Origin of the sequence: Streptomyces candidus (assembly GCF_014207445.1) — a bacterium.
GTDB classification, from domain to species: Bacteria; Actinomycetota; Actinomycetes; order Streptomycetales; family Streptomycetaceae; genus Streptomyces; species Streptomyces candidus.
This window is the reverse complement of sequence record NZ_JACHEM010000005.1, coordinates 62312-86289: the sequence shown is the minus strand read 5'-3', so window position 1 is coordinate 86289 and position 23978 is coordinate 62312. Positions and strand designations below refer to the sequence as shown.

General features: G+C 71.4%; 16 protein-coding genes. 9 read left to right on the top strand and 7 right to left on the bottom strand.

Annotated features, from left to right (window positions below):
* Positions 1–659: 659 nt before the first annotated feature.
* The gene (locus HNQ79_RS11425; RefSeq protein ID WP_185029703.1) at positions 660–1970 is read left to right on the top strand and encodes a cation:proton antiporter; all 1311 of its coding nucleotides are present in this window, start codon (positions 660–662) and stop codon (positions 1968–1970) included.
* 108 nt (positions 1971–2078) lie between these two features.
* On the opposite strand, the gene HNQ79_RS11420 is transcribed toward HNQ79_RS11425, so the two are convergent.
* Positions 2079–2987 carry an aminoglycoside phosphotransferase family protein gene (locus HNQ79_RS11420; protein WP_185029701.1) on the bottom strand — a complete coding sequence of 303 codons (909 nt, stop codon included), beginning with the start codon at positions 2985–2987 and terminating at the stop codon, positions 2079–2081.
* A 337-nt stretch (positions 2988–3324) separates the two neighbouring features.
* Positions 3325–3597 (bottom strand): DUF3253 domain-containing protein, encoded by a 273-nt coding sequence (locus HNQ79_RS33675; protein ID WP_185029699.1) that lies wholly within the window; start codon positions 3595–3597, stop codon positions 3325–3327.
* Between the two features lie 373 nt (positions 3598–3970).
* Here HNQ79_RS33675 and HNQ79_RS11410 point away from each other — a divergent pair, with 373 nt between their 5' ends.
* The 3 genes from HNQ79_RS11410 to HNQ79_RS11400 all read left to right on the top strand — a co-directional run bounded on the left by HNQ79_RS11410 (position 3971) and on the right by HNQ79_RS11400 (position 9940).
* Entirely contained in the window at positions 3971–6169 is a 2199-nt protein-coding gene (locus tag HNQ79_RS11410; protein WP_185029697.1) for a discoidin domain-containing protein, read from the top strand.
* Positions 6170–6531: 362 nt separating this feature from the next.
* On the top strand, positions 6532–8679 hold the full coding sequence (locus HNQ79_RS11405) for a discoidin domain-containing protein (RefSeq protein ID WP_185030223.1): 2148 nt from the start codon (positions 6532–6534) through the stop codon (positions 8677–8679).
* 172 nt (positions 8680–8851) lie between these two features.
* The gene (locus tag HNQ79_RS11400) at positions 8852–9940 is read left to right on the top strand and encodes a DUF1996 domain-containing protein (protein ID WP_185029696.1); all 1089 of its coding nucleotides are present in this window, start codon (positions 8852–8854) and stop codon (positions 9938–9940) included.
* A 145-nt stretch (positions 9941–10085) separates the two neighbouring features.
* On the opposite strand, the gene HNQ79_RS11395 is transcribed toward HNQ79_RS11400, so the two are convergent.
* The 3 genes from HNQ79_RS11395 to HNQ79_RS11385 form a co-directional block, all read right to left on the bottom strand.
* Positions 10086–11126 carry a LacI family DNA-binding transcriptional regulator gene (locus HNQ79_RS11395; protein ID WP_185029694.1) on the bottom strand — a complete coding sequence of 347 codons (1041 nt, stop codon included), beginning with the start codon at positions 11124–11126 and terminating at the stop codon, positions 10086–10088.
* Between the two features lie 67 nt (positions 11127–11193).
* Positions 11194–13683: a glycoside hydrolase family 3 C-terminal domain-containing protein gene (locus tag HNQ79_RS11390; RefSeq protein ID WP_185029692.1), complete on the bottom strand. Its 2490-nt coding sequence runs from the start codon at positions 13681–13683 to the stop codon at positions 11194–11196.
* A gap of 262 nt (positions 13684–13945) precedes the next feature.
* Complete coding sequence (locus tag HNQ79_RS11385) at positions 13946–15280, bottom strand: ROK family transcriptional regulator (RefSeq protein ID WP_229923378.1); 1335 nt, start codon at positions 15278–15280, stop codon at positions 13946–13948.
* Between the two features lie 182 nt (positions 15281–15462).
* Between HNQ79_RS11385 and HNQ79_RS11380 the strand changes: the two genes are divergently transcribed.
* The 4 genes from HNQ79_RS11380 to HNQ79_RS11365 all read left to right on the top strand — a co-directional run bounded on the left by HNQ79_RS11380 (position 15463) and on the right by HNQ79_RS11365 (position 20230).
* The gene (locus tag HNQ79_RS11380; protein WP_185029691.1) at positions 15463–16773 is read left to right on the top strand and encodes an ABC transporter substrate-binding protein; all 1311 of its coding nucleotides are present in this window, start codon (positions 15463–15465) and stop codon (positions 16771–16773) included.
* A gap of 13 nt (positions 16774–16786) precedes the next feature.
* Positions 16787–17785, top strand: a complete 999-nt coding sequence (locus tag HNQ79_RS11375) for a carbohydrate ABC transporter permease (protein WP_185029689.1) — start codon at positions 16787–16789, stop codon at positions 17783–17785.
* Positions 17778–18671 (top strand): carbohydrate ABC transporter permease, encoded by an 894-nt coding sequence (locus HNQ79_RS11370; protein WP_185029688.1) that lies wholly within the window; start codon positions 17778–17780, stop codon positions 18669–18671. Before HNQ79_RS11375 ends, HNQ79_RS11370 begins: the two co-directional genes overlap by 8 nt.
* A 203-nt stretch (positions 18672–18874) precedes the next feature.
* Positions 18875–20230: a GH1 family beta-glucosidase gene (locus HNQ79_RS11365; RefSeq protein WP_185029686.1), complete on the top strand. Its 1356-nt coding sequence runs from the start codon at positions 18875–18877 to the stop codon at positions 20228–20230.
* A gap of 132 nt (positions 20231–20362) precedes the next feature.
* On the opposite strand, the gene HNQ79_RS11360 is transcribed toward HNQ79_RS11365, so the two are convergent.
* Together HNQ79_RS11360 and HNQ79_RS11355 are read right to left on the bottom strand one after the other, a co-directional pair.
* Positions 20363–20710: a MerR family transcriptional regulator gene (locus HNQ79_RS11360; protein WP_185029684.1), complete on the bottom strand. Its 348-nt coding sequence runs from the start codon at positions 20708–20710 to the stop codon at positions 20363–20365.
* A gap of 926 nt (positions 20711–21636) precedes the next feature.
* Positions 21637–22599, bottom strand: coding sequence for a glycoside hydrolase family 5 protein (locus HNQ79_RS11355; RefSeq protein WP_229923377.1), 963 nt, complete (start codon positions 22597–22599; stop codon positions 21637–21639).
* 326 nt (positions 22600–22925) lie between these two features.
* Between HNQ79_RS11355 and HNQ79_RS11350 the strand changes: the two genes are divergently transcribed.
* Positions 22926–23759 carry an aldo/keto reductase gene (locus HNQ79_RS11350; protein WP_185029681.1) on the top strand — a complete coding sequence of 278 codons (834 nt, stop codon included), beginning with the start codon at positions 22926–22928 and terminating at the stop codon, positions 23757–23759.
* Positions 23760–23978: the final 219 nt, after the last annotated feature.

Sequence of the window (23978 nt, the reverse complement as noted above, 5' to 3'; positions counted from 1 at the left end):
CCCGGGCGCGCGACCGGACGAAGCGGCAGGGCGTGCGGGAAGAGGCCGGACGCGAGGGCGGGCCGGGGGACTCCTACGCCGGGGCGCCCGGGTGCCGGTGCCGTGCACGCGTGGGCGGGCGAGCCCGGAAGTCGTGGACGGTCCCCGCACGGCACCGGGTACGTCTGTGATCGGCGACACCGGCGGCTACCGGGGCGCGACCGGGTTCATCCGTCGGGCCAGTTCCGCGAGGCGGTGGCGCTGGACGTTCGTCGCACGGCCGACGACCAGAGCGGACCGCACTTCCGGCCCCGTCCGCACCCCAGAACGCCACGCCCCGACGCAGGACCCGATGAACGAGCCGCACCGCCCGTGCGCTGCCACGATGCGTCCCATGGATGTCGAGGACACCGGTCGGCCCCCGAACGACCCCGTGCGAGCTCCGGCCCGGTCGGCGTCGCAAGGCTCCGACCAGGCCGGAACGGCAAGCCGGGGCCCGGTCACAGGGATAACACGCGGACGGCGGGCACAAGAGGCAGCGGGTGCGCGACGCACGTCAAGTGCCGTCGCGGACCCGGACGAGACCCCGCGCCTCCCTGAGCCGCGCACGACGGGACTCGGACCGCCCGGAGCCGAGTCCGGTGGCATCCGGGGACCGGCCGCTGACGAAAGGACCACAAGTGACCCTCAGTGACGGGCTGTTCGCCTGTGCCGGCGCGGGAGCGCTGCTCGCGGCGGTGCTCCCGCGGGCCCTGGCCGGGCGCCCGGTGTCGCTCCCCCTGGTGTTCCTGGTGGGCGGCTTCTGCATATACCTGCTGCCGCTGCCGCTCCCGGCGATCGACCCGGTCCAGGACCGGCTGCTCACCGAGCACGTCACCGAGATCGGCGTGATCATCGCGCTGATGGGCGCCGGGCTGGCACTCAACAGGCCTGTCGGACGGCGGCGTTGGGGCTCCACCTGGCGGCTGCTGGGGCTCACGATGCCGCTGACGGTGATCGCCACCACGCTCGTCGCGTGGTGGCTGCTGGACTGGCCGCCGGCCGCCGCCCTGCTGCTCGGCGCCGTCCTCGCGCCGACCGACCCGGTGCTGGCCTCGGAGGTGCGGGTGGGAGAGCCGACCGAGCACGAACACGACGAGGACGAGGTGCGGTTCGCCCTCACGAGCGAGGCCGGCCTCAACGACGGGCTGGCGTTCCCCCTGACGTACGCCGCCGTGGCCCTGGCCGCCGCGGCGGGGAGCGGCTGGTCGACGGACTGGGTCGGCGGCTGGGTGGTCGAGGACGTGGTGTTCAAGTGCGTCGTCGGCGTACTGGGTGGCATCCTCGTCGGCCGGCTCCTCGGCTGGCTGTTCTTCCGGCCCCGCTCGTCGATACTGCGCCTGTCCGACCACCGCGAGGGCTTCGTCGCGGTCGGCGCCACCTTCCTGGCGTACGGAGTGACCGAACTGGCCGGCGGCTACGGATTCCTCGCCGTGTTCACCACCGCCTGCACGATCCGTGCGGCCGAGCGGGCCCACGGGTTCCACAACGTGCTGCACGACTTCGTGGAGCAGGTCGAGCGCCTGTTCACCGCGGGCGTGCTGTTCCTGCTCGGCGCCTTCATCGCCCTGGGCGGGCTCGCCGCCCTGACCTGGCGGGGCGCCCTCACCGCACTGGCTGTCCTGCTCGTGATCCGCCCGCTGGCCGGCTGGGCGGGACTGCTCGGAGGCAGCCTGCGGGGCAGGGAGCGCTGGGTGGTGGCGAGCTACGGCATCCGGGGCATCGGCTCGCTGTACTACCTCGCATACGCGCTGGGGGCGGCGGAGTTCCCCGTACCGCAGGAGGAGCTGTGGGCGGTGGTCACCTTCACCGTCCTGGTGTCGGTGGTCCTGCACGGCGTCACTTCGGGCCCGGTGGTCTCCCGCCTGGACCGGCAGCGGGAGAAGGAACGCGGGAAGGAAGCCGCGGAGGATCCCGGGTCGCCGGACGGGGAGAGGCCCGCGACCGTATGACGGCGCCCCGCGCCCGACGGGTCGGCGGAAGCGACGGGGCCTGCCGTCGTGGAGGGACCGCCCGCAGCATCCGGCCGGACCGGCCGGACCGGGAGCACCGGTCCGCCGTCAGGCCGGGGAGGGATGGCTGAGGATGGCCTGTAGCCGGTTCCGGCACTCGGTGACGAACGCGGGAAAGGTGTCCCAGTAGTACGGGATGCCGCTGGCGGCGACTGCCACGGCCCAGGCGCGGGCGCGCAGCCACGTCGCGTCGTCGAGGCCCAGGGCGTCCCAGTACGCCTGTCGTGCCTGGGCCGGCAGGTCCCAGACGGTGGAGTGCTCGGCGTCGGGAAGACCGACGGAGAGTCCTCCGAAGTCGATGACCGCGTGCAGCCTGCCGTCGCGGACCAGGAGGTTGGCCGGCTTGAGGTCGCCGTGCAGCCACACGTGCGGCCCGGAGGCCTCCGGCAGTGCGAGGGCGGCTCGCCACATGTGTTGCAGGGCGTCGACGTCGAGCTCGTCGCCCAGCAAGCCGCGGCAGCCGTCGAGACTCTCGCCGACCCACTGGTCGCACTCCCCCAGGCTCCCGCCGCGGTACCAGCTGAGCCCGCCGGCGCGGGTCGCCCCCATGAGGTCGACACGGTGCAGCTCCCGCACGAACACCGCCAGATCCGCCCCGAAGGTGGCCCAGTCCGCCACGGTGTCCGGACCCGCCTCGGCACCTTCGATCCACCGGTGGACCGACCAGCCCACCGGAAAGGCCCCGGTGGGCGTACCGGCGTGGACGGGCTCGGGGACCGGATACGGAAGGAACGGCGCCAGGCGCGGCAGCCACGTCTGTTCCTTCCGTACGGACTGCCCGTTGCCGGCGGTCCGTGGAAGGCGCACGAGCAGGTCGTCGCCCAGTCGGTACATGGTGTTGTCCGTGCCCGCCCCCGCGGGCGACAACGGCAGGTCGGCCCACTCGGGGCGCTGCGCTTCGAGCAGCGACCGGACCAGCGTCTCGTCGACCGGGATCTCGTTCTCGTGAAGGGGCATGGCGGGAAGTCTCGTCCCTCGGGGCGCGGGGAGCGAGTGACTTTCGTCGGCCGCGGCGGACGGTGCTGAGGTGCGCGGGAGCACCAAGCGGAGCAGGCGGGTGCACCCCGCTTCGTGCCATGTCGTTCCCTCGGACATGCCGTCCGGGGACGGAGCCGGGGGGGCACACGAGTGCAGGTCCGCAGCCTCTTCACGGTGTCGTCGGGCAGTCGGCCCTGCCGGGCGCAGGAAGCGCGACATCAGGCAGGGACCCGATTTCCGGCGCCGCACCTCCGACGCTTCCCGTGCCGACGTCACCGAGCCCCGCACTACCGACGCCGCGCTCCCCGTACCGACCTCACCTCGCCCTGCGGATGCGGATGGGGCCGCGGGCCTGGGTCGGCTCCACCCTGCGGCCGCCCTGGGTGATCTCCACTTCCCCTTCCGCGACGAGCAGCCGGGCCGCGCGGCGGGCCGGCTCCATGAGGGCTCGCCAGCCCTCGTCCTGACCTCCGTACACCGCCCTGGCTGCGTCGGAGGGGCAGATCGACGCCTCCGGACCGCGCCGCTGCAACAGCTCCACGATGGCCTGCCGCAAGCGCAGGTCCGTTTGCCCCTCGCTGTCCGTCACCCTCCCAGTATGGCCACGGCGCGCGGTCGCGGCACGAGATCCCGGGCGCAGGCGCGCGCCGGCACTTGCGCCACTCGGAGGCCCCGGCACGTCCCACGGCGCAGGCCCACCTTCAACCGTCGTCGGGTCGTTCGAGCGGGCTGCGACCCCATCCCCCGGCTCGCACACGCCGGCAGCGCGGACCGGCCGGTTTGCCATGGCCGAGTCGGGCGGAACCGCGCGCCCGGTCGAGGCGGGGCGACGAGCACGTGTGGAGGAAACCGCTCCGGAAATACCGAAAGTCGCTGCACACACCTTGACCCGCGCTCCCCGCAGCAGATATCCCTCATTCGGGAGAGCGCTCTCCCGCCCCCTCTCGAAGGAGATCCGTCCCATGCGTACTGTCGGCATATCCGTCGTTCCTCCGCCCCGCAGACGTGCGGTGGCCGTACGCCGCGGGGTGGCGGGTGCGGTCGTCTCCGCGCTCGTCTCCACGCTTCTGCTGTTCGTTCCGACCGGCTCCGCCCACGCCGCCCCCGTGCTCCTCTCGCAGGGCAAGCCCGTCACGGCGTCCAGCCAGGAGCACTACGGCACTCCGGCCGCCTCCGCGGTCGACGGCGACCCCGGCACGCGCTGGTCGAGCCTCGCCGCGGACCCCCAGTGGATCCAGGTCGACCTGGGTACCCCTGCCGCGGTGAGTCAGGTCGTGCTCCGCTGGGAGGCGGCATACGCGAAGGCGTACCGCGTCGAGTTCTCGACCGACGGCACCAACTGGTCGACCGCCCACTCCACCACCACCGGCCAGGGCGGCACCGAGACCCTGAACGTCTCCGGCACCGCCCGGCACGTCCGCGTGACCGGGACCGTCCGCGCGACCGGGTACGGCTACTCGCTGTGGGAGTTCCAGGTGTACGGCACCGCCGGCGGCACCGGCCCCGGCCCGGTCACTCCGGGCGGCGACCTCGGCCCGAACGTGCACGTCTTCGACCCCTCCACCCCGGGCATCCAGGCCAAGCTGGACCAGGTCTTCAAGGAGCAGGAGTCCGCGCAGTTCGGCAGCGGACGGCACCAGTTCCTCTTCAAGCCCGGCACCTACAACAACCTGAACGCCCAGATCGGCTTCTACACCTCGATCTCCGGTCTCGGCCTCAAGCCCGACGACACCACCATCAACGGCGACGTGACCGTCGACGCCGGCTGGTTCAACGGCAACGCCACGCAGAACTTCTGGCGTTCGGCCGAGAACCTTGCGGTCAACCCGGTCAGCGGCACCAACCGCTGGGCCGTCTCCCAGGCGGCCTCGTTCCGCCGCATGCACGTCAAGGGCGGCCTCAACCTCGCGCCGAACGGCTACGGCTGGGCCTCCGGCGGCTACATCGCCGACTCCAAGGTCGACGGTCAGGTCGGCAACTACTCGCAGCAGCAGTGGTACACCCGCGACAGCGCGATCGGCGGCTGGTCCAACGGCGTGTGGAACCAGACCTTCTCCGGCGTGGAGGGCGCCCCGGCGACCGGCTTCCCCGACCCGCCGTACACCACCCTCCAGAACACACCGATCTCCCGTGAGAAGCCGTTCCTGTACCTGGACGGCAACACCTACAAGGTCTTCGTCCCGGCGAAGCGGGACAACGCCCGCGGCGTCTCCTGGAACGGCACCCCGCAGGGCCAGTCGCTCGGACTGGACCAGTTCTACGTGGTCAAGCCCGGCGCGACCGCGGCCACCATCAACCAGGCGCTCTCCCAGGGGCTGAACCTGCTCTTCACCCCCGGCGTCTACCGCGTCGACCAGACCATCAACGTGAACCGCGCGAACACCGTCGTGCTCGGCCTCGGCCTCGCCACGATCATCCCCGAGGGCGGCGTCACCGCGATGAAGGTCGCCGACGTCGACGGCGTCAGGCTGGCCGGCTTCCTGATCGACGCCGGCACGGTCAACTCCCCCACCCTGCTGGAGCTCGGCGCGCAGAACTCCTCCGCCGACCACGCCGCCAACCCCACCACCGTCCAGGACGTCTACGTCCGCATCGGCGGCGCGCACGCCGGCAAGGCCACCACCTCCATCGCCGTGCACAGCGACGACGTGATCATCGACCACACCTGGGTGTGGCGCGCCGACCACGGTGACGGCGTCGGCTGGGAGACCAACCGCGCCGACTACGGCGTACGGGTCTACGGCGACGACGTACTGGCCACCGGCCTGTTCGTCGAGCACTTCAACAAGTACGACGTCGAGTGGTACGGCGAGCGCGGCCGGACGATCTTCTACCAGAACGAGAAGGCGTACGACGCGCCCAACCAGGCCGCCATCCAGAACGGCGCCACCAAGGGGTACGCGGCCTACCGGGTCGACGACTCGGTCAACGTCCACGAGGGCTGGGCGATGGGCAGCTACTGCAACTACAACGTCGACCCGACCATCCGTCAGGACCACGGCTTCAAGGCACCGGTCAAGCCGGGCGTGAAGTTCCACAGCCTGCTGGTGGTCTCGCTCGGCGGCATGGGCCACTACAACCACGTCATCAACAACACCGGGGCCTCCACCGTCCCGGCGGGTACCTCGACGGTGCCGTCGACCGTGGTCTCCTTCCCCTGAGCGGCGCCGCCGCCCGGTAGAGACCGCACCACGGAAGCCCGCGCCGCAGCACCCACCGTGCGGCGCCGGCTTCCCCACCGGTGGTCACGCGACCGTCGCGTGACGCCTCCCCGAGCCGTCGGGGTCCGGACCTACTCCCGTGGTGACGGGAGCCGGACCCCGGCGGCTTCGCGCGCCCTGCGGAAGCCGGATGCGGGGCGGGGCCGACTCCGCCCGCCCGTACAGAAGTTGACGTCCGAGGCGTTGACAGGCACACGACGGCGCGCCACTCTCGGAGAGCGCTCTCCGGCGCGGCTACGGGATGCCGGCGCCTCTCTCCCCCATTTCTGCCAGGAGCCCACGTGTTCAGACCCCCTTCCGTCATGACCGGCCGCCCACGCGCCGCGGCCCTTCTCCTCACCGTCGGCGCCGTGATGGCGTCGTCCCTCACGCTGGTGGGCGCACCGAGCGCCGCGGCCGCCGACACCCTGCTCTCCCAGGGCAGGCCCGCCACCGCCTCGACCCAGGAGGGCGGGTTCACCGCCTCGGCGGCCGTCGACGGCGACCTGACCGGAACCCGCTGGGCCAGCGAATGGCGTGACCCGCAGTGGATCCAGGTCGACCTGGGACGGCAGGCGAATCTCAGCCGTGCCGTCCTGACCTGGGAGGCCGCGTACGGCAAGGCGTACACGATCCAGGCGTCCGACAACGGCACCGACTGGCGGACCCTGAAGACCGTCACCCAGGGCGACGGCGGCACCGACGACCTCGCGCTCTCGGGCTCCGGCCGTTACGTGCGCATGCTCGGCACCGAGCGGGCCGGCGGCTACGGGTACTCGCTGTGGGAGTTCCAGGTCTACGGCGACACCGACACCACCACCCCGCCTCCCGGCGGCGCGGTCAAGGTGACCGGCTCGCAGGGCGCCTGGCAGCTGCAGGTGGGCGGCCAGCCGTACACCGTCAAGGGCCTCACCTGGGGACCGTCGGTCGCGGACGCCCCCAAGTACCTGCCCGACGTGCGGTCCATGGGCGTCAACACGATCCGCACCTGGGGCACCGACGGCTCCACGAAGCCGTTGCTCGACAGCGCGCAGGCCAACGGGCTGCGCATCGTCAACGGCTTCTGGCTCCAGCCCGGCGGCGGCCCCGGCAGCGGCGGCTGCGCCAACTACGTGACGGACACGACGTACAAGAACACCATGCTCACCGAGATAGCCAAGTGGGTCGACGCCTACAAGAGCCATCCCGCCACCCTGATGTGGAACGTGGGCAACGAGTCCGTCCTCGGCCTGCAGAACTGTTACAGCGGCACGGAACTGGAGGCGCAGCGCAACGCCTACACCAGCTTCGTCAACGACGTCGCCAAGAAGATCCACACCATCGACCCGGACCACCCCGTCACCTCCACCGACGCCTGGACCGGCGCGTGGCCGTACTACAAGCGCAACGCCCCCGACCTCGACCTGTACTCGATGAACTCCTACGGCGACATCTGCAACGTGCAGAAGGACTGGGTGGCGGGCGGCTACACCAAGCCGTACCTGATCACCGAGGGCGGTCCGGCCGGTGAGTGGGAGGTGCCGGACGACGTCAACGGAGTCCCCGACGAGCCCACCGACGTGGCGAAGGCCGAGGGGTACACCAAGGCGTGGGACTGCGTCACCGGTCACCGCGGGGTGGCGCTCGGTGCGACGCTCTTCCACTACGGCACGGAGTACGACTTCGGCGGCGTCTGGTTCAACCTGCTCCCCGGCGACAAGAAGCGGCTTTCGTACTACGCGGTGAAGAAGGCGTACGGCGGCAACACCGCCGGCGACAACACGCCGCCGGTGATCACCAACATGGCGGTGTCCCCCGCTTCGGCGGCCCCGGCCGGGCGCGAGTTCACCGTACGGGCCGACGTGCGCGACCCCGAGGGGGATCCGCTCACGTACAAGATCCTGCTGAGCGGAAACTACGCCACCGGTGACAAGGGCCTGGTGGAGGCCAAGTGGCGGTCCACCGGCAACGGGACGTTCGCCGTCACCGCACCCGAGAAGCTGGGTGTGTGGAAGGTGTACGTCCAGGCCGAGGACGGCCGCGGCAACGCCGGTATCGAGACGAAGTCCGTCAAGGTCGTCCCGCCGCCCGTCGCGGGCACCAACGTCGCCCTGAACAAGCCGACCACCGCGTCCTCGTACCAGAAGGAGTACGGCGACTGCCCCTGCGCACCGGGCCGCGCGACCGACGGCAACACGGCCACCCGCTGGGCCAGCGACTGGAGCGACCCGCAGTGGATCCAGGTCGACCTGGGCGCGCGCACCGACATCCGCCGGCTGCAACTGCACTGGGACCCGGCGTACGCCAAGTCCTACGAGGTGCAGGTGTCCGACGACGGCACCACCTGGCGTTCGGTGTACTCCACCACGACCGGCAACGGTGACGTGGACGCCCTCGAAGTGGCCGCTACCGCCCGGCACGTACGGCTGCACCTGACCGCGCGGGGCACCGGCTGGGGCTACTCGCTGCACGACTTCGGCGTCTACAGCTGAGACACCGGATCCCACGACCGGGGGTGGCGGGGCCTGCAGAAGCACTCCGCCACCCCTGCACCACCCCCGCACCGCCGCACCACCGCACGAACCGGAAAGGCCCGTCCACCCCACCAGTCGCGTGGCGCCTTCACCGACACGCGAGACCACCCCCCATGGGCAGGAGATCCCCATGCGATCGAGTCCCAAACGGCTCCCCGCACTTCTCGTCGGCACGGCGCTCATCGCCAGTGTCCTCGGCATCGGCACCATGGCTTCCGCCGCCGACACCCACAGCGGCACCCCGGCCGTCGTCGCGGCCGCCACGCACAGCGGGCACACCATGGCCGCGTCCACCCGGGCCGCGAGCGAGGATGCCGACGCGGACGGTTACATCCCGGCGGTCCCGCAGGTCACCGGTGTGACGCCGTCCGACAGGACCCCGCCGCCCGCCTACCACCACGAGTTCCAGGCCGGCTGTTCGGTCACGCACACCGCCCCGGACGACCCGATCGTCTACCCGGGCCAGTTCGGCAGGTCCCACGACCACACGTTCATGGGCAACACGACGACGAACGCGGCCAGCACGACGGCGAGCCTCTCCGGCAAGAGCACCACCTGCAAGGCGCCGGCCGACGCCTCCGCATACTGGATGCCCTCGCTCTACAAGGGCGATCAGAAGATCCTGCCCACCGGCCCGCAGGTCATCTACTACAAGGCAGGTGTCACCGACTACACCAGTGTGCGGCCCTTCCCGAAGGGCCTGCGGTTCGTCGTCGGCGACCCCATGCAGAGCGCCGAGCAGTTCCGTGCGCACAAGGGCTTCGTCGAAGGCTGGGAATGCGGTGACAGCTTCTTCAACACCGACATCCCGGCGAGCTGTCCGAGCCGGCCCGACGTGCAGCTCAACCTGCGTATGCAGGCGCCCAGTTGCTGGGACGGCAAGTACCTCGACACCCCCGACCACAAGAGCCACATGGCGTATCCGGTCGTCAAGCCCGGTACCAACGACAACATGTGCCCCACCTCCCACCCGGTCGCCCTGCCGATGATCGAGTTCAAGATGGCGTGGCCGGTCAACGGCGACATGAGCCAGGTCCGCCTGGCCAGCGGCCGCGGCTACTCCTTCCACTACGACTTCTTCAACGCGTGGGAGGACCGCACCCTCAAGGCCATGGTCGACCACTGCATCGTCGGCGGCCTCCAGTGCGACACCCGAGGCTTCGACCTCTACCGCCCCGAACGCGGCACGGTCCTGAACGCCGACCACCGACTGCCCTGACCGGGCCGCTCCGGCGGCCCTCCGATCGCCCGGCCCGTCCCGTCCTCCCCGCGTCGGGACGCGCCGGGCTTCCTCATGGCCGGAGGGGCACCGGGCATCGTGGGGCCGGACGTGACCGGCCGGGGCAGAAGGACGCGGCGGGGCGTCAGGCCGATGCGCGGACCACGAGTTCCGCGTCGAAGATGACGGACGTGGGGCGGGTCCGGCCGCCCTCGATCTGCTCCTGGAGGAGACGCGCCATCGCGGCGGCCATCTCCTCCATCGGCTGGCGGACCGTGGTCAGCGGCGGCCGGCAGTCGTACGCCGGGCTGGAGTCGTCGAACCCGATCACCGCCACGTCGTCCGGCACCCGTCTGCCGCTCTCGTGCAGGGTCCGGCAGACGCCCTGCGCCATCAGGTCGTTGGCCGCGAAGACCCCGTCGATGTCGGCGTGTCCGGCGAGCAGACCGGCCATCGCCGACGCACCGCTGTCCGCGGTGAAACCGCCCTCGGCGCTCAGTACGTAGGGATGACCGTGACGCGCCATGGTGTCCTGGAAGCCGGTCAGCCGCTCCTGCGCCGCCGGCAGGTCCAGCGGCCCGGTGATGGTGGCGACGCGCCGGCAGCCGCGCGCCAGCAGGTGCTCCGCGGCCAGCCGCGCGCCGTCCCGGTGCGCGAGGTCGACGTAACTGACCGGCGCGGGGAGCGCGGGACGCCCGAACAGCACGCAGGGGAGGCTCTCCTCGGCGAGCATCGCCGGCAGCGGGTCCCCCGCGTGCGTGGAGAAGATCAGCGCGCCGTCCGCACTGCCCTGCCGCAGGTACGCGACCACGTCGCGGCGTGCGGCACCGGTCTCGGCGAACATCAGCACCGGGTACATCGACCGGGGGCGCAGGAAGCCGACGACCCCGCTGACCACCCGTCCGAAGAACGGGTCGGCGAGCACTCGGGCGGCGAACAGGTTCTGTTCGCTCTCCGAGTCGTCGCCCGCGCCGGAGACGACCAGGGCGATGGTCTCCGCGCGCCGGGTCACCAGGGAGCGTGCGGCCCGGTTCGGGGCGTAGCCGGTCCGTTCGATCGCGCCGCGCACCGCGGCCTGGATCGCCGGGTCCACGTTGCGGATGCCGTTGACGACCCGGGACACGGTCGCGCGGGAGACTCCTGCCTCCCGCGCGACGTCCTCAAGGGTCGGCGCCTGTCTGGTCATGCCGGTAACCCTACCGGCGGCCCCTCGGCGCCGTGTCGCGCACAGGGGAGCGCTCTCCCGGTCGTGCTCAGCCGCTCACGTCCGCGGTCCCGGCCCAGTGCGCCTCGGCGGTCAGGGGCAGCTTCCCGGCCGACGGACCGGCGAGCACCCGGTAGGTGCCGCCTTCGGTCCGCCAGCCGTGGTGCCCGGGTGACCAGTGGCGCAGTGCCCGTACCGGCACACGTACCGGCACGGTGACCGCCGCACCCGGTTCCGCCTCGGCGCAGGCGTACCCGGCGAGCCAGCGCGCCGGGCGCTCGACGGCCGATCCCGGCCGGGCCAGATAGACCTGCACCACCTCCCGGCCCGCCCGCGGTCCCGTGTTGCGCAGCCGTACGGAGGCGGTGAACGCCTCGTCGTCCGGCGCGGCCTCCGCCGCGCGCCCACGGGCGGCCGCGTCCCCCTGCCAGGCGGACACCGTCATCGCCTCGTACGCCCACGTCGTGTACCCGAGGCCGTGGCCGAACCAGTAGGCGGGTTCGCGGCCCGCGCGCAGCCAGGCGCGGTACCCGACGTGCAGGCCCTCCTCGTAGCGCAGTACGCCGTGCTCGGGCCGGGTCGCGGTGACGGGTACGTCGGTGAGGGCGGCGCCCCAGGTGGTGGGCAGCCGGCCGCCGGGCTCGGTGCGGCCGAACAGCACGTCGGCGAGACCGGAGCCCGCCTCCTGGCCGGGGAACCAGGACAGGAGCACCGCCGCGGCCTCCTCGCGCCACGGCATCTCGACCGGACCCCCGGCGTTCACGACCACCACGGTGCGCGGGTTGGCGGCCGTCACCGCGCGCACGAGTGCGTTCTGGGCGGCGGGGAGGGCGAGGTCCGCCCGGTCGTGGCCCTCGGACTCGCTGTCCTCGGAGGTGCCGACCACCACCACGGCGACGTCCGCGGACCGCGCTGCCCCGGCCGCTTCCGCGAGCGCGGCGGCGGGCTCCGGCAGCGGCGGCGAGGCGGTGAACAGGGTGGCCCGGCCGGTGTCCGGGGCGAGTTCGCGGCGGGCCACCACGTGCACGGAGTGCCCGCTGGCGAGGACGGTCCGCCCGTACTGGCAGGGCGGGTTGACGTGCACCACGGCGGGATCGTCGGTGGCACGCGGGAACTGTCCGCGGACCAGGACCCGGCCGTCGACCGTCAGGCTCATCCGGCCGAATCCGCCGACGCCGAACGTCCACTCGCCGCCCGCCGCGGGCAGCAGCCGGGCGCTGATCTCCACCGTGTGGGCGCCGGGCGGCTGCGGTGGCTCCAACTGCCGTCCGGAGAAGCGGTGTCCGGCGTACAGCTCCCGGCCCCGCGCGTCGAGCACCCGCAGCAGGACGCCGGGGTGCCCGTCCCGCGGGTCGGTGCACTCGCGGACGTCCAGCGGCGGCGGGGAAGCGGACGCGGGTCCCGGTGCGTGCAGCAGGCGCACCTCGGGCCCGAGGGCTGCGCGGATGCCGTCGAGCGGTGTCGTGACGTGCTGCGGGTAGACGCCGGCGCTGCCGCCGCCCTGGATGCGGGGCCGCACGGCATGGGTTCCGATCACCGCGAGCGTGCGCAGTCGGGCGGGTGCCAGCGGCAGTACGCCGTCGTTGCGCAGCAGGACGGTGCTCGCGGCGACCGCACGCCGCAGCAGCCCGCGCACCGCGCGCGGTGCGGGCCCGGCCCGGTCCTGCAGGGCCCGCGGGGTCGGGTGCAGCGCTCCGACCCGGTCGGCGAGGCGCAGCAGGCGGCTCACCTTGTCGTCGATCACTCCCTCGGGTACGACGCCGTCCCGTACCGCGCGCACCAGGGCGTCCCCCCAGAGGCTTTCGGGGCCGGGCATGGCGAGGTCCTGCCCGGCGAGCGCCGGGCCCACGGTGGAACGGAGCGCGCCCCAGTCGGACACGACGGCTCCGTCGAAGCCCCACTCCCCCTTGAGGGGTTCGTCCAGCAGCGGGTTCTCCGTCATGGTGCGGCCGTTGAGGCCGTTGTAGCCGGTCATCACGAGCCAGACGCCGGCCCGTACGGCGGCTTCGAAGGGGGCGAGGTAGACCTCGCGCAGGGCGCGTTCCCCGACGCGGACGTCGACGGACAGCCGGTCGGTCTCGGAGTCGTTGGCCGCGAAGTGTTTGGCTGTCGCGGCGACGCCGTGCGCCTGGATGCCCCGGATCAGCGCGGCTCCGGTGCGGCCGGTGAGTTCGGGGTCCTCGGAGAAGCACTCGAAGTGCCGGCCGCCGAGCGGCGAGCGGTGCAGGTTGAGGGTGGGCGCGAGCACGATGTCCACGCGCTTGCGCCGGGCCTCGGCCGCCAGCAGCCCTCCGAGGTGTGCGACGAGTTCCTCGTCCCAGAGCGCGCCGAGTGCCGAGGCGGAGGGCAGCAGGACGGACGTGTCGCGTTCGTCCCAGGCTTCGCCCCGCACCCCTGCCGGGCCGTCGGACATGGTCATCCCCCGCAGCGCGACGGCGGGTTCGGCGGCGGTGCGCCAGGTGGTCGCGCCGGTCAGCAGGCGCACCTTCTGGGGCAGGTCCAGCTTGTCGAGCAGTCGGGCGAGCTCTTCTTCCGTCATCTGTCCCCTCCGGAAGCGCTCACTGGGAGAGCGCTCTCCGAGAGGATGACCAGGCGGCCCCGGGCTTGTCAACGCATGCGCGGCCCGCGCCGGGCCACAGCGGGCAGGACGGCGCTGCCGATCGCGGGCGCGGTCCGGGTGAACACGCTGGTCGGGCCCGCCTCGCGGTGCGTCGTCGTCCGGACCCGCCGCCCGGCCGGCCGGCGGGACTCGCGGGTGCCGCACTCTTCTCGCGGGCACGGGAGCGGCGTCGCCGCCGCACTCAGGGCGCCGTGCGTTCCCTCACGGTCCGGTGCCAGGCGGGCTCCGGTTCCTGCTGCTCGGTACGGGCCGGGTGGCCGCCGCGGGCGAAGAAGTCGGCGAGGGGGAGGATCGCCGCGCCGACCGTGACGGCGTCGGGGCCCAGCGTGCCGAGGCCCAGGGTCACCCGGCCCGCCGGGTAGGACAGGGCGTACGAGGTGGCGTGGGTGCGTACCAGGTCCAGGAACCGCGAGCCCAGCTGGAGGCCGGCCCAGCCTCCGACGAGGATCCGCTCGGGCTGGAAGAGGTTGATCAGGTCGGCGAATCCGGCACCCAGGTATTCGGCGGTCTCCTCCAGGACGGAGAGGGCGGTGGCGTCGGCCGGGACGGGGGTGCCGTCCTCGTGCGGCGGCGGGTAGGCGGCGGCGAGCATCGCGGTGAGCGCCGTCTCCTCGTCGGCCCCCTCCGGCGGCCGGCCGCCCGCTTCCGCCCAGCGCTCCAGGAGCGCCTCCGCCCCCGCGTACGCCTCCAGGCAGCCCAGGGCGCCGCACCGGCAGCGGCGGCCCCTGACCCGTACCGTCAAGTGCCCCCACTCCAGGGCGCGGCCCGGGGTGGCCTCGTCGGTGACGACGCAGGCGCCGACGCCCGAGCCGAACAGCACCACGACCGCGTCGCGCGCGCCGCGACCGGCACCGAACCACATCTCCGCCTGGCCGAGGGTCATGGCGCCGTTGTCGATGCGGTACGGGACGCTGTCGGGCAGCAGCGCGGATTCCCGCAGCAGGCGTTCCAGGGGGACGGCGTCCCAGCCGATGGTCTGGCCGTGCACGACGGCCCCGTCCTCGGCGGAGTGGGCGACGATGCCCGGGACGCCGATGCCGACGCCCAGCAGACTGCCGGGATCGATGCCGCCCCCGGCCAGGACCTCGGTGATGCCCTCACGGAGGTGGGCGACGACCACGTTCACGTCGTACCGGTCGGTGCGCGTCCCGCCGGTGGCCTCCAACGGGCATTCCACCCGGGCGAGTTCGGCGAGCGTGAGGTCGAACAGCTCGATGCGGATGCGGGTCTCACCGATGTCGACGCCGATCAGGTATCCGCTGCCGGGGGCGATGCGCAGCAGGGTGCGGGGGCGGCCACCCGCGGAATCGACGCTGCCCGCCTCCTCCAGCAGGCCGTCGGCGACCAGTTCGGCCACCACGTTGCTGACCGAGCCGGAGCTCAGTCCGGTCGCGGGGCCGAGCGTGTGACGGCTCAACGGGCCGTCGAAATACAGGCGTTGAAGCACCGCGGTGCGGTTCTCCCGCCGCAGGTCACGTACCGTACGCCCGCCGCTCGCCATCGCCCTGTCCCCCATGTGCCGCCCCGCGTGTCGAATTCGTAACGGAAACATACCTCTGCGAGAGCCCTTGACGCGACCTTCGCTTGAGGTTTAACTCACGCCATAAATTAAGCCATGTGGACCAGTGGAGCGAACACGGAACGGCCCCCGCCACTGGCCCACCGGCGCCCAGCCTCTTTCCGAAAGGCCCTGGAGACATGCGCAGAAACAAAGCCGCATCCGTAGGCGCCCTCGTCCTGTCCCTCGCACTCACCTCGGCCGCCTGCGGCGGGGGAACCTCGGGCGGAAGCAACGAGCAGCCCAAGACCCTCACCTACTGGGCCTCCAACCAGGGCGCCAGCATCGAGGTCGACAAGAAGGTCCTCCAGCCCGAACTCGACAAGTTCGAGAAGGAGACGGGCATCAAGGTCAAGCTGGAGGTCGTCCCCTGGAGCGACCTGCTCAACCGCATCATGACCGCCTCGACCACCGGCCGTGGCCCCGACGTGCTCAACATCGGCAACACCTGGAGCGCCTCGCTCCAGGCCGGCGGCGCGCTGATGCCGTGGGACGACGCGGCCTTCCAGAAGATCGGCGGCAAGGACAAGTTCGTCGAGTCGGCTCTCGGCTCGACCGGCGCCGAGGGCAAGCCACCGGCCGCGGTCCCGCTGTACTCGATGGCGTACGCCCTCTACTACAACAAGAAGCTGTTCAAGGAGGCGGGCATCAGCAAGCCGCCGGCCACCTGGGACGAACTCGTCTCCACCGGCAAGAAGCTCACCAAGGACGGCAAAGCCGGTCTGGGCGTGGAGGGTTCGAACCTCTCCAACAACATCCACCAGGTCTTCGTCCTCGGCAAACAGCACGGCGTGGACTTCTTCACCCCCGATGGCAAGGCGGACTTCACCTCGGACGGCGCCGTCGCCGCCGTCAAGCAGTACGTCGACCTCATGGCCACCCACAAGATCGTCCCCAGGGGCAACGCCGAGTACGAGCAGAACCAGTCCCTGAGCGACTTCGCCACCGACAAAACGGCGATGGTGCTGTGGCAGACCGCCGCCGCCACCTTCGCGGCCAAGGGCATGTCCGAGGACGAGTGGGGAGTGGCTCCCGCGCCCGTGCAGTCCGGCGCCCCCGGACAGGGCAAGGGGACCAACTCCATGGTCGCCGGCATCAACCTGGCGGTCTTCAAGAACACCAAGAACTCCGAAGGCGCCATGAAGTTCGTCGAATTCATGTCAAGTGATGGCGAGCAGAAGATCCTCAACAAGGCGTACGGGTCCATCCCGCCGGTCAAGACCGCCCAGCAGGACCCGGCCTTCAATGGCCCCGGCATCGCGACGCTCCGCGAGACCCTGACCACCAGCGCCGCCGCGCTGCCGCAGGTCCCCGAGGAGTCCCAGTTCGAGACGGTCGTGGGCACCGCGGTCAAGGAGCTCTTCGCCGAGGCCGCCGCCGGACGGCCGGTGACGGACCAACTGGTGCGCGCCAAGCTCGACAAGGCCCAGCAGCAGATGCCGAAGAAGTGAGCGCGGAAATCCCATGACCACCACCGCTTCCCCCGAAGCAGGTGAGCGGACGGCCCGTACGGACCGCCCCGGAGCGCAGGCGCCGCGTGCGCCCCGCTTCGGGCGGCTGCGCCGCATCGGCCTGCCCTACCTGCTTCTGCTGCCCGCGCTGCTGCTGGAACTCCTGGTCCACCTGGTGCCGATGGCCACCGGCATCGCCGTCAGCTTCAAGGAACTGACGCAGTTCTACCTGCGCGACTGGATCAACTCCCCCTGGGCCGCACTCGAGAACTACCGGGTCGCCCTCGACTTCGACGCCCCGGTCGGCCAGGCGCTGCTCTCGTCCTTCGCCACCACGTGCCTGTTCACCGCCCTGTCGGTGGCGCTGTGCTGGGTCCTCGGCGTGAGCGCGGCGATCTTCCTCCAGGAGAGCTTCCGAGGGCGTGGCATCCTGCGGACGCTGTTCCTCGTCCCGTACGCACTGCCCGTGTACGCGGCCGTCATCACCTGGTCCTTCATGTTCCAGCGGGACAACGGGCTCATCAACCACGTCCTGCACGACCAGCTGGGCCTCGCCGACACTCCGCCGTTCTGGCTCATCGGCGAGAACAGCTTCGTCGCGCTGCTCGTCGTGTCGGTGTGGAAGGGCTGGCCCTTCGCCTTCCTGATCGTCACCGCGGGCCTGCAGAACATTCCGCGCGACCTGTACGAGGCCGCCGCGCTGGACGGCGCGGGCATCCCGCAGCAGATCCGCCGGATCACCCTGCCGTCGCTGCGCCCGGTCAACCAGGTGCTGGTCCTGGTTCTGTTCCTGTGGACCTTCAACGACTTCAACACGCCGTTCGTGCTGTTCGGGAACGCGGCGCCGGAGTCGGCGAACCTGATCTCACTGCACATCTACCAGTCCTCCTTCCAGACCTGGAACTTCGGCCTCGGCTCGGCGATGTCGGTCCTGCTGCTGCTGTTCCTGCTGGCCGTGACGTCGGCCTATCTGCTGTTCACCTCCCGAGGAAGGCAGGCCGGCGATGCCTGAGCGCAGCGTGCGCGTCCCGCGCTCCCCGCGTACCCCGCGCTCCCCCATGGCGGCGCCGCCCTCGTTCCTGTGGATCCGCAGGGTCTTCCTGACCCTGCTCACCGCGTTCGTGGTGCTGCCGGTGTTCGTGATGGTCACCAGTTCGCTGAAGCCGCTGGAGGACGTGTCGGGGAAGTTCCGGTGGATTCCCTCGGGTCTGACCATCCGGCCGTACATCGACATCTGGTCGACCGTGCCGCTCGCCGACTACTTCGTGAACTCGCTGATCGTGGCGGGGACGGCGACCGTGTTCTCCGTGGTCGTCGCGGTGTTCTCGGCGTACGCGGTGAGCCGGTACTCCTTCCGTGGCAAGCGCGTCTTCACCGTCACCGTGCTCTCCACGCAGATGTTCCCGGGCATCCTCTTCCTGCTCCCGCTGTTCCTGATCTTCGTCAACATCGGCGACGTGACCGGCATCCCCCTCTTCGGGTCCCGTCTCGGCCTGATCATCACGTATCTGACGTTCTCGCTGCCGTTCTCGATCTGGATGCTCATCGGATACTTCGACTCGGTGCCCCGGGAGCTGGACGAGGCCGCCAAGGTCGACGGCTGCGGCCCGGTCGGGGCGCTGCTGCGGGTGGTGGTGCCCGCGGCGAGGCCCGGCATCGTCGCCGTCGCGGTGTACGCGTTCATGACGGCGTGGGGCGAGGTCCTCTTCGCGTCGGTCATGACCAACGAGACGACCCGCACCCTCGCGGTCGGTCTGCAGGGCTACTCCACCCTGAACGATGTCTACTGGAACCAGATCATGGCCGCGTCCCTCGTGGTGAGCGTGCCCGTGGTCGCCGGGTTCCTGCTGCTCCAGCGCTACCTGGTCGCGGGACTCACCGCGGGCGCGGTCAAGTAGGCGCAGCTGCATGGCGTTGGGCGTCGCGCACTCCCGTGCGGCACGGCGCACCACCTGCACCGCCTGCACCACCTGCACCGCCCGCACCGCTGTGCGGCACCACGCCCGGCGTCCCCTGCTGTCCCGGACGCGCCCTCCCCACCCCGTTCTGCCCTCCCCTGCCCCGCTACCCGACCCTGCCCTGCTCCTCCGAAAGGTTTCCTGTGTCCGACTCGTTTGATCTCGCCGCCTTCCCGAAGGGGTTCTCCTGGGGAACCTCCACCGCCGCCTACCAGATCGAGGGCGCAGTCGCCGAGGACGGCCGCTCCCCGTCCATCTGGGACACCTTCTCCCGCACCCCGGGAAAGATCGACAACGGTGACACCGGCGACGTGGCCTGCGACCACTACCACCGGTGGCGCGAGGACATCGCCCTGATGAAGGAACTGGGCACCGACACCTACCGGATGTCCGTCGCCTGGCCCCGGGTGGTGCCGGGCGGCGACGGCCCCGTCAACGACCCCGGCCTGGACTTCTACGACCGGCTCGTCGACGGCCTGCTCGACGCCGGGATCACTCCCTCCGTCACCCTCTACCACTGGGACCTGCCGCAGATCCTCCAGGAGCGCGGCGGCTGGACGGTCCGCGAGACCGCCGAGCACCTCGCCTCGTACGCGAGCGTGGTCGCCACCCGGCTCGGCGACCGCGTGACCCGGTGGGCCACCCTCAACGAACCCCTGTGCTCCGCGTGGATCGGGCACCTGGAGGGCCGGATGGCACCGGGGCTCACCGACCTCACCGCCGCCGTCCGCGCCTCGTACCATCTGCTGCTCGGCCACGGCCTCAGCGCGCAGGCGGTTCGCGCCGCCGCGCCCGGCGCACGCATCGGCCTGGTCACCAACCACTCCCCCGTCGTGCCCGCGAGCAGCCGCCAGGAGGACGTCGAAGCGGCCCGGCGCATGGACGGCCACCTCAACCGCTGGTGGCTCGACCCGGTGTACGGCCGCGGTTTCCCCGCCGACATGCGAGCCCACTACGGGGTCGAACTCCCTATGCGGGAAGGCGACTTGGACATCATCTCGACGCCGCTCGACTGGCACGGGGTCAACTACTACTTTCCCGCCACGGTCGCCAACGACCCCACCGGGCCGGTCCCCCATGCCCGTGAGGTCCGGCTGCCGGACGTACCGCGCACCGGCATGGACTGGGAGATCGACGCCGGCGGCCTGGAGACCCTGCTGATGCGGCTCACCGACGACTACGGGGTGCGCGAGCTGTACGTCACCGAGAACGGGTCGGCGTTCCCCGACACCGTCGGACCCGATGGCACGGTCCACGACCCGGAACGCATCCGCTACCTGGAACAGCATCTGGCGGCCTGCGCCCGCGCCCTGCGCAAGGGCGCCCCGCTGACCGGTTACTACGCGTGGTCCCTGCTGGACAACTTCGAGTGGAGTTACGGCTACGCCAAGCGCTTCGGCCTGATCCACGTCGACTACGCGACCCAGCAACGCACCGTCAAGTCCAGCGGCCACTGGTACGCGGACCTCATCAGCGCCCACCGGGCGGGCGGCGCCTGAGAAGGCACGCCCGCGGTGGCGGAATTCCCGGGCGGTGGCCGGCCCCTGCTCCGCCGCATCGCCACCGGGGTACATCTCCCGGCCACCTCGCCCTGCGGGTGGAGGGGTTGGCGAGGACGGGGCGGCGGGTTCTCAGCCGTCCGCGCCCGCGGCGGCCGGGCCCGCCGCCTCCGCGGTGCGACGGTACTGGGCGTTGATCCGCTGCGCCTCTTCGAGCTGGTCCTCAAGGATGATGATCCGGCAGGCCGCCTCGATGGGGGTGCCCTGGTCGACGAGTTCCCGGGCCCGGGCGGCGATGCGCAACTGGTAGCGGGAGTAACGGCGGTGGCCGCCCGGCGAGCGCAGCGGGGAGATGAGGCGGGCTTCGCCGAGGGCGCGGAGGAATCCCTGCGTGGTGCCGATCATCTCGGCGGCCCGGCCCATGGTATAGGCGGGGTAGTCGTCGTCATCGAGTCGGTCGTACGAGTTGTCTGCTGTCATGGGCTCTCCGTCAACGCGCTGGAGGGGCCCGGGTGCCAACTGGCACCCGGGCCCCGAAGGAACTGCTACACCATCCGCCGGCTCATGCTCTGTGCCGGCTCTCTGTATCCGCTGGCCCGACCGCTGTGGCCGGGGCGCGGGGATCGCGGTTGCTTGACCGGAGACCACCTCACTGTCGATGTCCTGCGGTACCCGGGCTGAGCCCGGGCGATCCCGATGGCGCCCGCTCCTCCGTTCTTCCCTCTGTGATCTACGTGATGCACTGCGATTTCTACCCGGTGCGCGCGCCCGCAGCCGACGCCTTCACCGGGATACTGCTCTCTCAACTGCGCTGCTGTGCACTGCACTTGCGGGTACTGCTTGTCGGTACTGCCGGCGGCGGCCCCTGATTACTGCGGGCCACCCGGTCCGGCGGTCAGCCCCGTCACCGTCCTGCGACTTCTCTGGCTTCGGAACTCCACCGCCGCACCGTTCTGCGGGTACTGCTGTTGCGGGTACTGCTGCCCGGCAGTTCGTCTCTGCCGGGCCTTGCGGTCTCTCTGGCTACGAGAGAAACCATAACCACGTCGCGCCCCAATGTCTACTCCAGCCACGACAGATTTTTGTGTTCCGGGCGCGAAGGAATCCATGTGCGGATCGGGGAGGAAATCGCACGCAGACCCCGCAGGCCCGCATCGCGCGACGGCGTGGCCGGTCCAGGGGCCGAGGGCGTCGAGCAGCCGCCCGAGCACTCCGTCGAGCACGGCGCGCAGCAGATCCTGCCGGCCGTCGAAGTAGTGGTAGGCCGCGGACTTCGGAAGCCCGCGGCCTCGGTGATCCTGTTGTACGAGGCGCTCTCCGCACCGTGTTCGGCGACTCACGGGCGCGAGGGTGTGTACCGCCAGTACACACCCTCGGTTCCCTTCCCTCCGGACGGGGCTCGCGGATCAGGCGCGGAGCCTGGCGCGTATCCAGACGCCCGCTTCCTTCAGGACGGAGGTGCCCGCCCAGGTGTCGTCGGTGTCGCACACGCCGTCCTTGAAGACGGCGCCCGAGCGGTGGTCGTCGGAGTAGTTCCAGTTGGCCCACGAGATCTTCTTGCGCTTCATGAGGTCGAGGTACTTCTGCGACATCGCGAAGTCGTTGGCGCCCTCGCCCTCGTAGTTCTGGGTGCCGAACTCGGTCACGAAGACGGGCAGCCTGTCGGAGGCCCGGTCGAGGGCCGCCAGGTACTCATCGCGGTGCGAGGCCGCGTAGAAGTGGAACGTGTACATGATGTTCGAGGCCCGGACCGGGTTCTTGACCACCTCGGACTCGTCGGCCCCCTCGGAGACCCCGAAGGACGACCAGGCGCGGGTCCCCACCAGTACCACCGCGTCGGAGTCCTGCGCCCGGACGACCGGGATGATCTGCTCGGCGTACGACTTGATCCGGGACCAGCCGACCCCTGACGGCTCGTTGGCGATCTCGTAGAGCACACCGGGGTGGTTCTTGTACTTCTTCGCCATCGCGGTGAAGAAGGTACGGGCGCGGTCCAGGTTGAAGTGGGGATCGCCGGGGCTGAGCATGTGCCAGTCGATGATGGCGTACATGCCCCGGGCGTGGGCCATGTCGACGAACTCCTGCGCGCGGGCGGTGAATTTGGCCGGATCGTCCTCGTAGCCGCCGTCCTGGACGTAGGTGGAGACGCGCAGGACGTCCGCACGCCAGTCGTGGGCGAGGGCGTCGAGCGACTTGCCGGTGACGCACTTGGGGAACCACTGGGTGCCGTGGGTGCTCATGCCCCGGAGCTGGACGGCCTTGCCGCTGTTGTCGCAGAGCTGCGTGCCGCAGACCTTCAGGGGGCCGTTGATCGCCCGTGCCCCCGCGTCGCGGGATCCGGGTCCGGCCGCGAGAGAACCGGCAGCCATGGACATGACAGATCGACTCGTGCGAGGCGTCGCGGACTCCAGGGGTGGGGGGTGGGCGTGCTTCCCGGCGTGAAAGCTAGGGCCGTTCACAAGGGGGCGTCAAGAGTGTTGGGAAACCTTCCTAACGATTAAGCGGAACGGTGTCGCTCACCTCGCCCGGCGGTCTCGGGGCCGCCTCCGCGCCGGGCCGCACTCCCCGCAGATCAGACGTCCCGGCGCAGACGGAACGAGCGCGCGGCGGAGGGATCCGTCGGTTGTGCGCGCCCCCGTGGGCGTGGTGGGGTGACCGGTACGGGCGCGACGCGTGACACGAGAAAGGACCCACGATGACAGCGGCCAGAACGGTGACGCTCCCTTCCGGTGCGAAGGTGCCCGCCCTGGGTCAGGGCACCTGGCGCATGGGCGAGGACCGCGCGCGGCGTGGCGAGGAGATCGCCTCGCTCCGCAGGGGTCTGGACCTGGGCATGACCCTGATCGACACCGCCGAGATGTACGGCGACGGCGCGGCCGAGGAACTGGTCGGCGAAGCCGTCCGTGGGCGTCGCGACGAGGTGTTCCTCGTCAGCAAGGTGCTGCCGGCCCATGCGCACGCACGCGGCACCGTGGACGCCTGCCGCGCGAGCCTGCGCCGCCTCGGCACGGACCGCATCGACCTGTACCTGCTGCACTGGCGGGGCGGTGTTCCGCTCGCCGAGACCGTCGAGGCGCTCGAAGGACTGGTCGACGACGGCAGCATCGGCGCCTGGGGCGTGAGCAACCTGGACGTCGAGGACCTGGCCGACCTCCCCGCGGGCGCCGTGCCGCAGACGAACCAGATCCTTTACAACCTCACCCGCCGGGGCCCGGAGTACGACCTGCTGCCGTGGTGCCGGGAGCGCGCCGTACCGGTCATGGCGTACTCCCCGCTGGAACAGGGGCGGCTCGCGGGGCACGAGGCGCTGGACGCCGTGGCGGGCGCGCACGGGGTGACCCCGCTGCAGGTGGCGCTCGCCTGGGTGCTGCTCCGGGACGACGTCATCGCCATCCCCAAGGCCTCCGGCTTGGCGCACGTGGAGGACAACCACGCCGCCCTCGGCATCCGCCTCACCGACGAGGACTTGAGGGCGCTGGATGCCGCGTTCCCCGCGCCGACGGGCAAGCAGCCGCTGGAAATGCTGTAGCGGGCTCCCCCGCGGGGGCTGCCGATCCGTGCGCGGGGGACGGCACGAGCCGTCCCCCGCACGGACGCGGTCCGTGCGGTGCCCCGGCCCCGCACGCAAACCGGCAGCGCGCCGCTCGGTCGGAGCCCGTTTCGGGCTCCGGGAGCGGCGCGCTGCCGGTGCTGTGGAGGCAGATCCGTTACGTGGATCCGTCCGCAGTTCGCAGGGGAATTTCGGGCC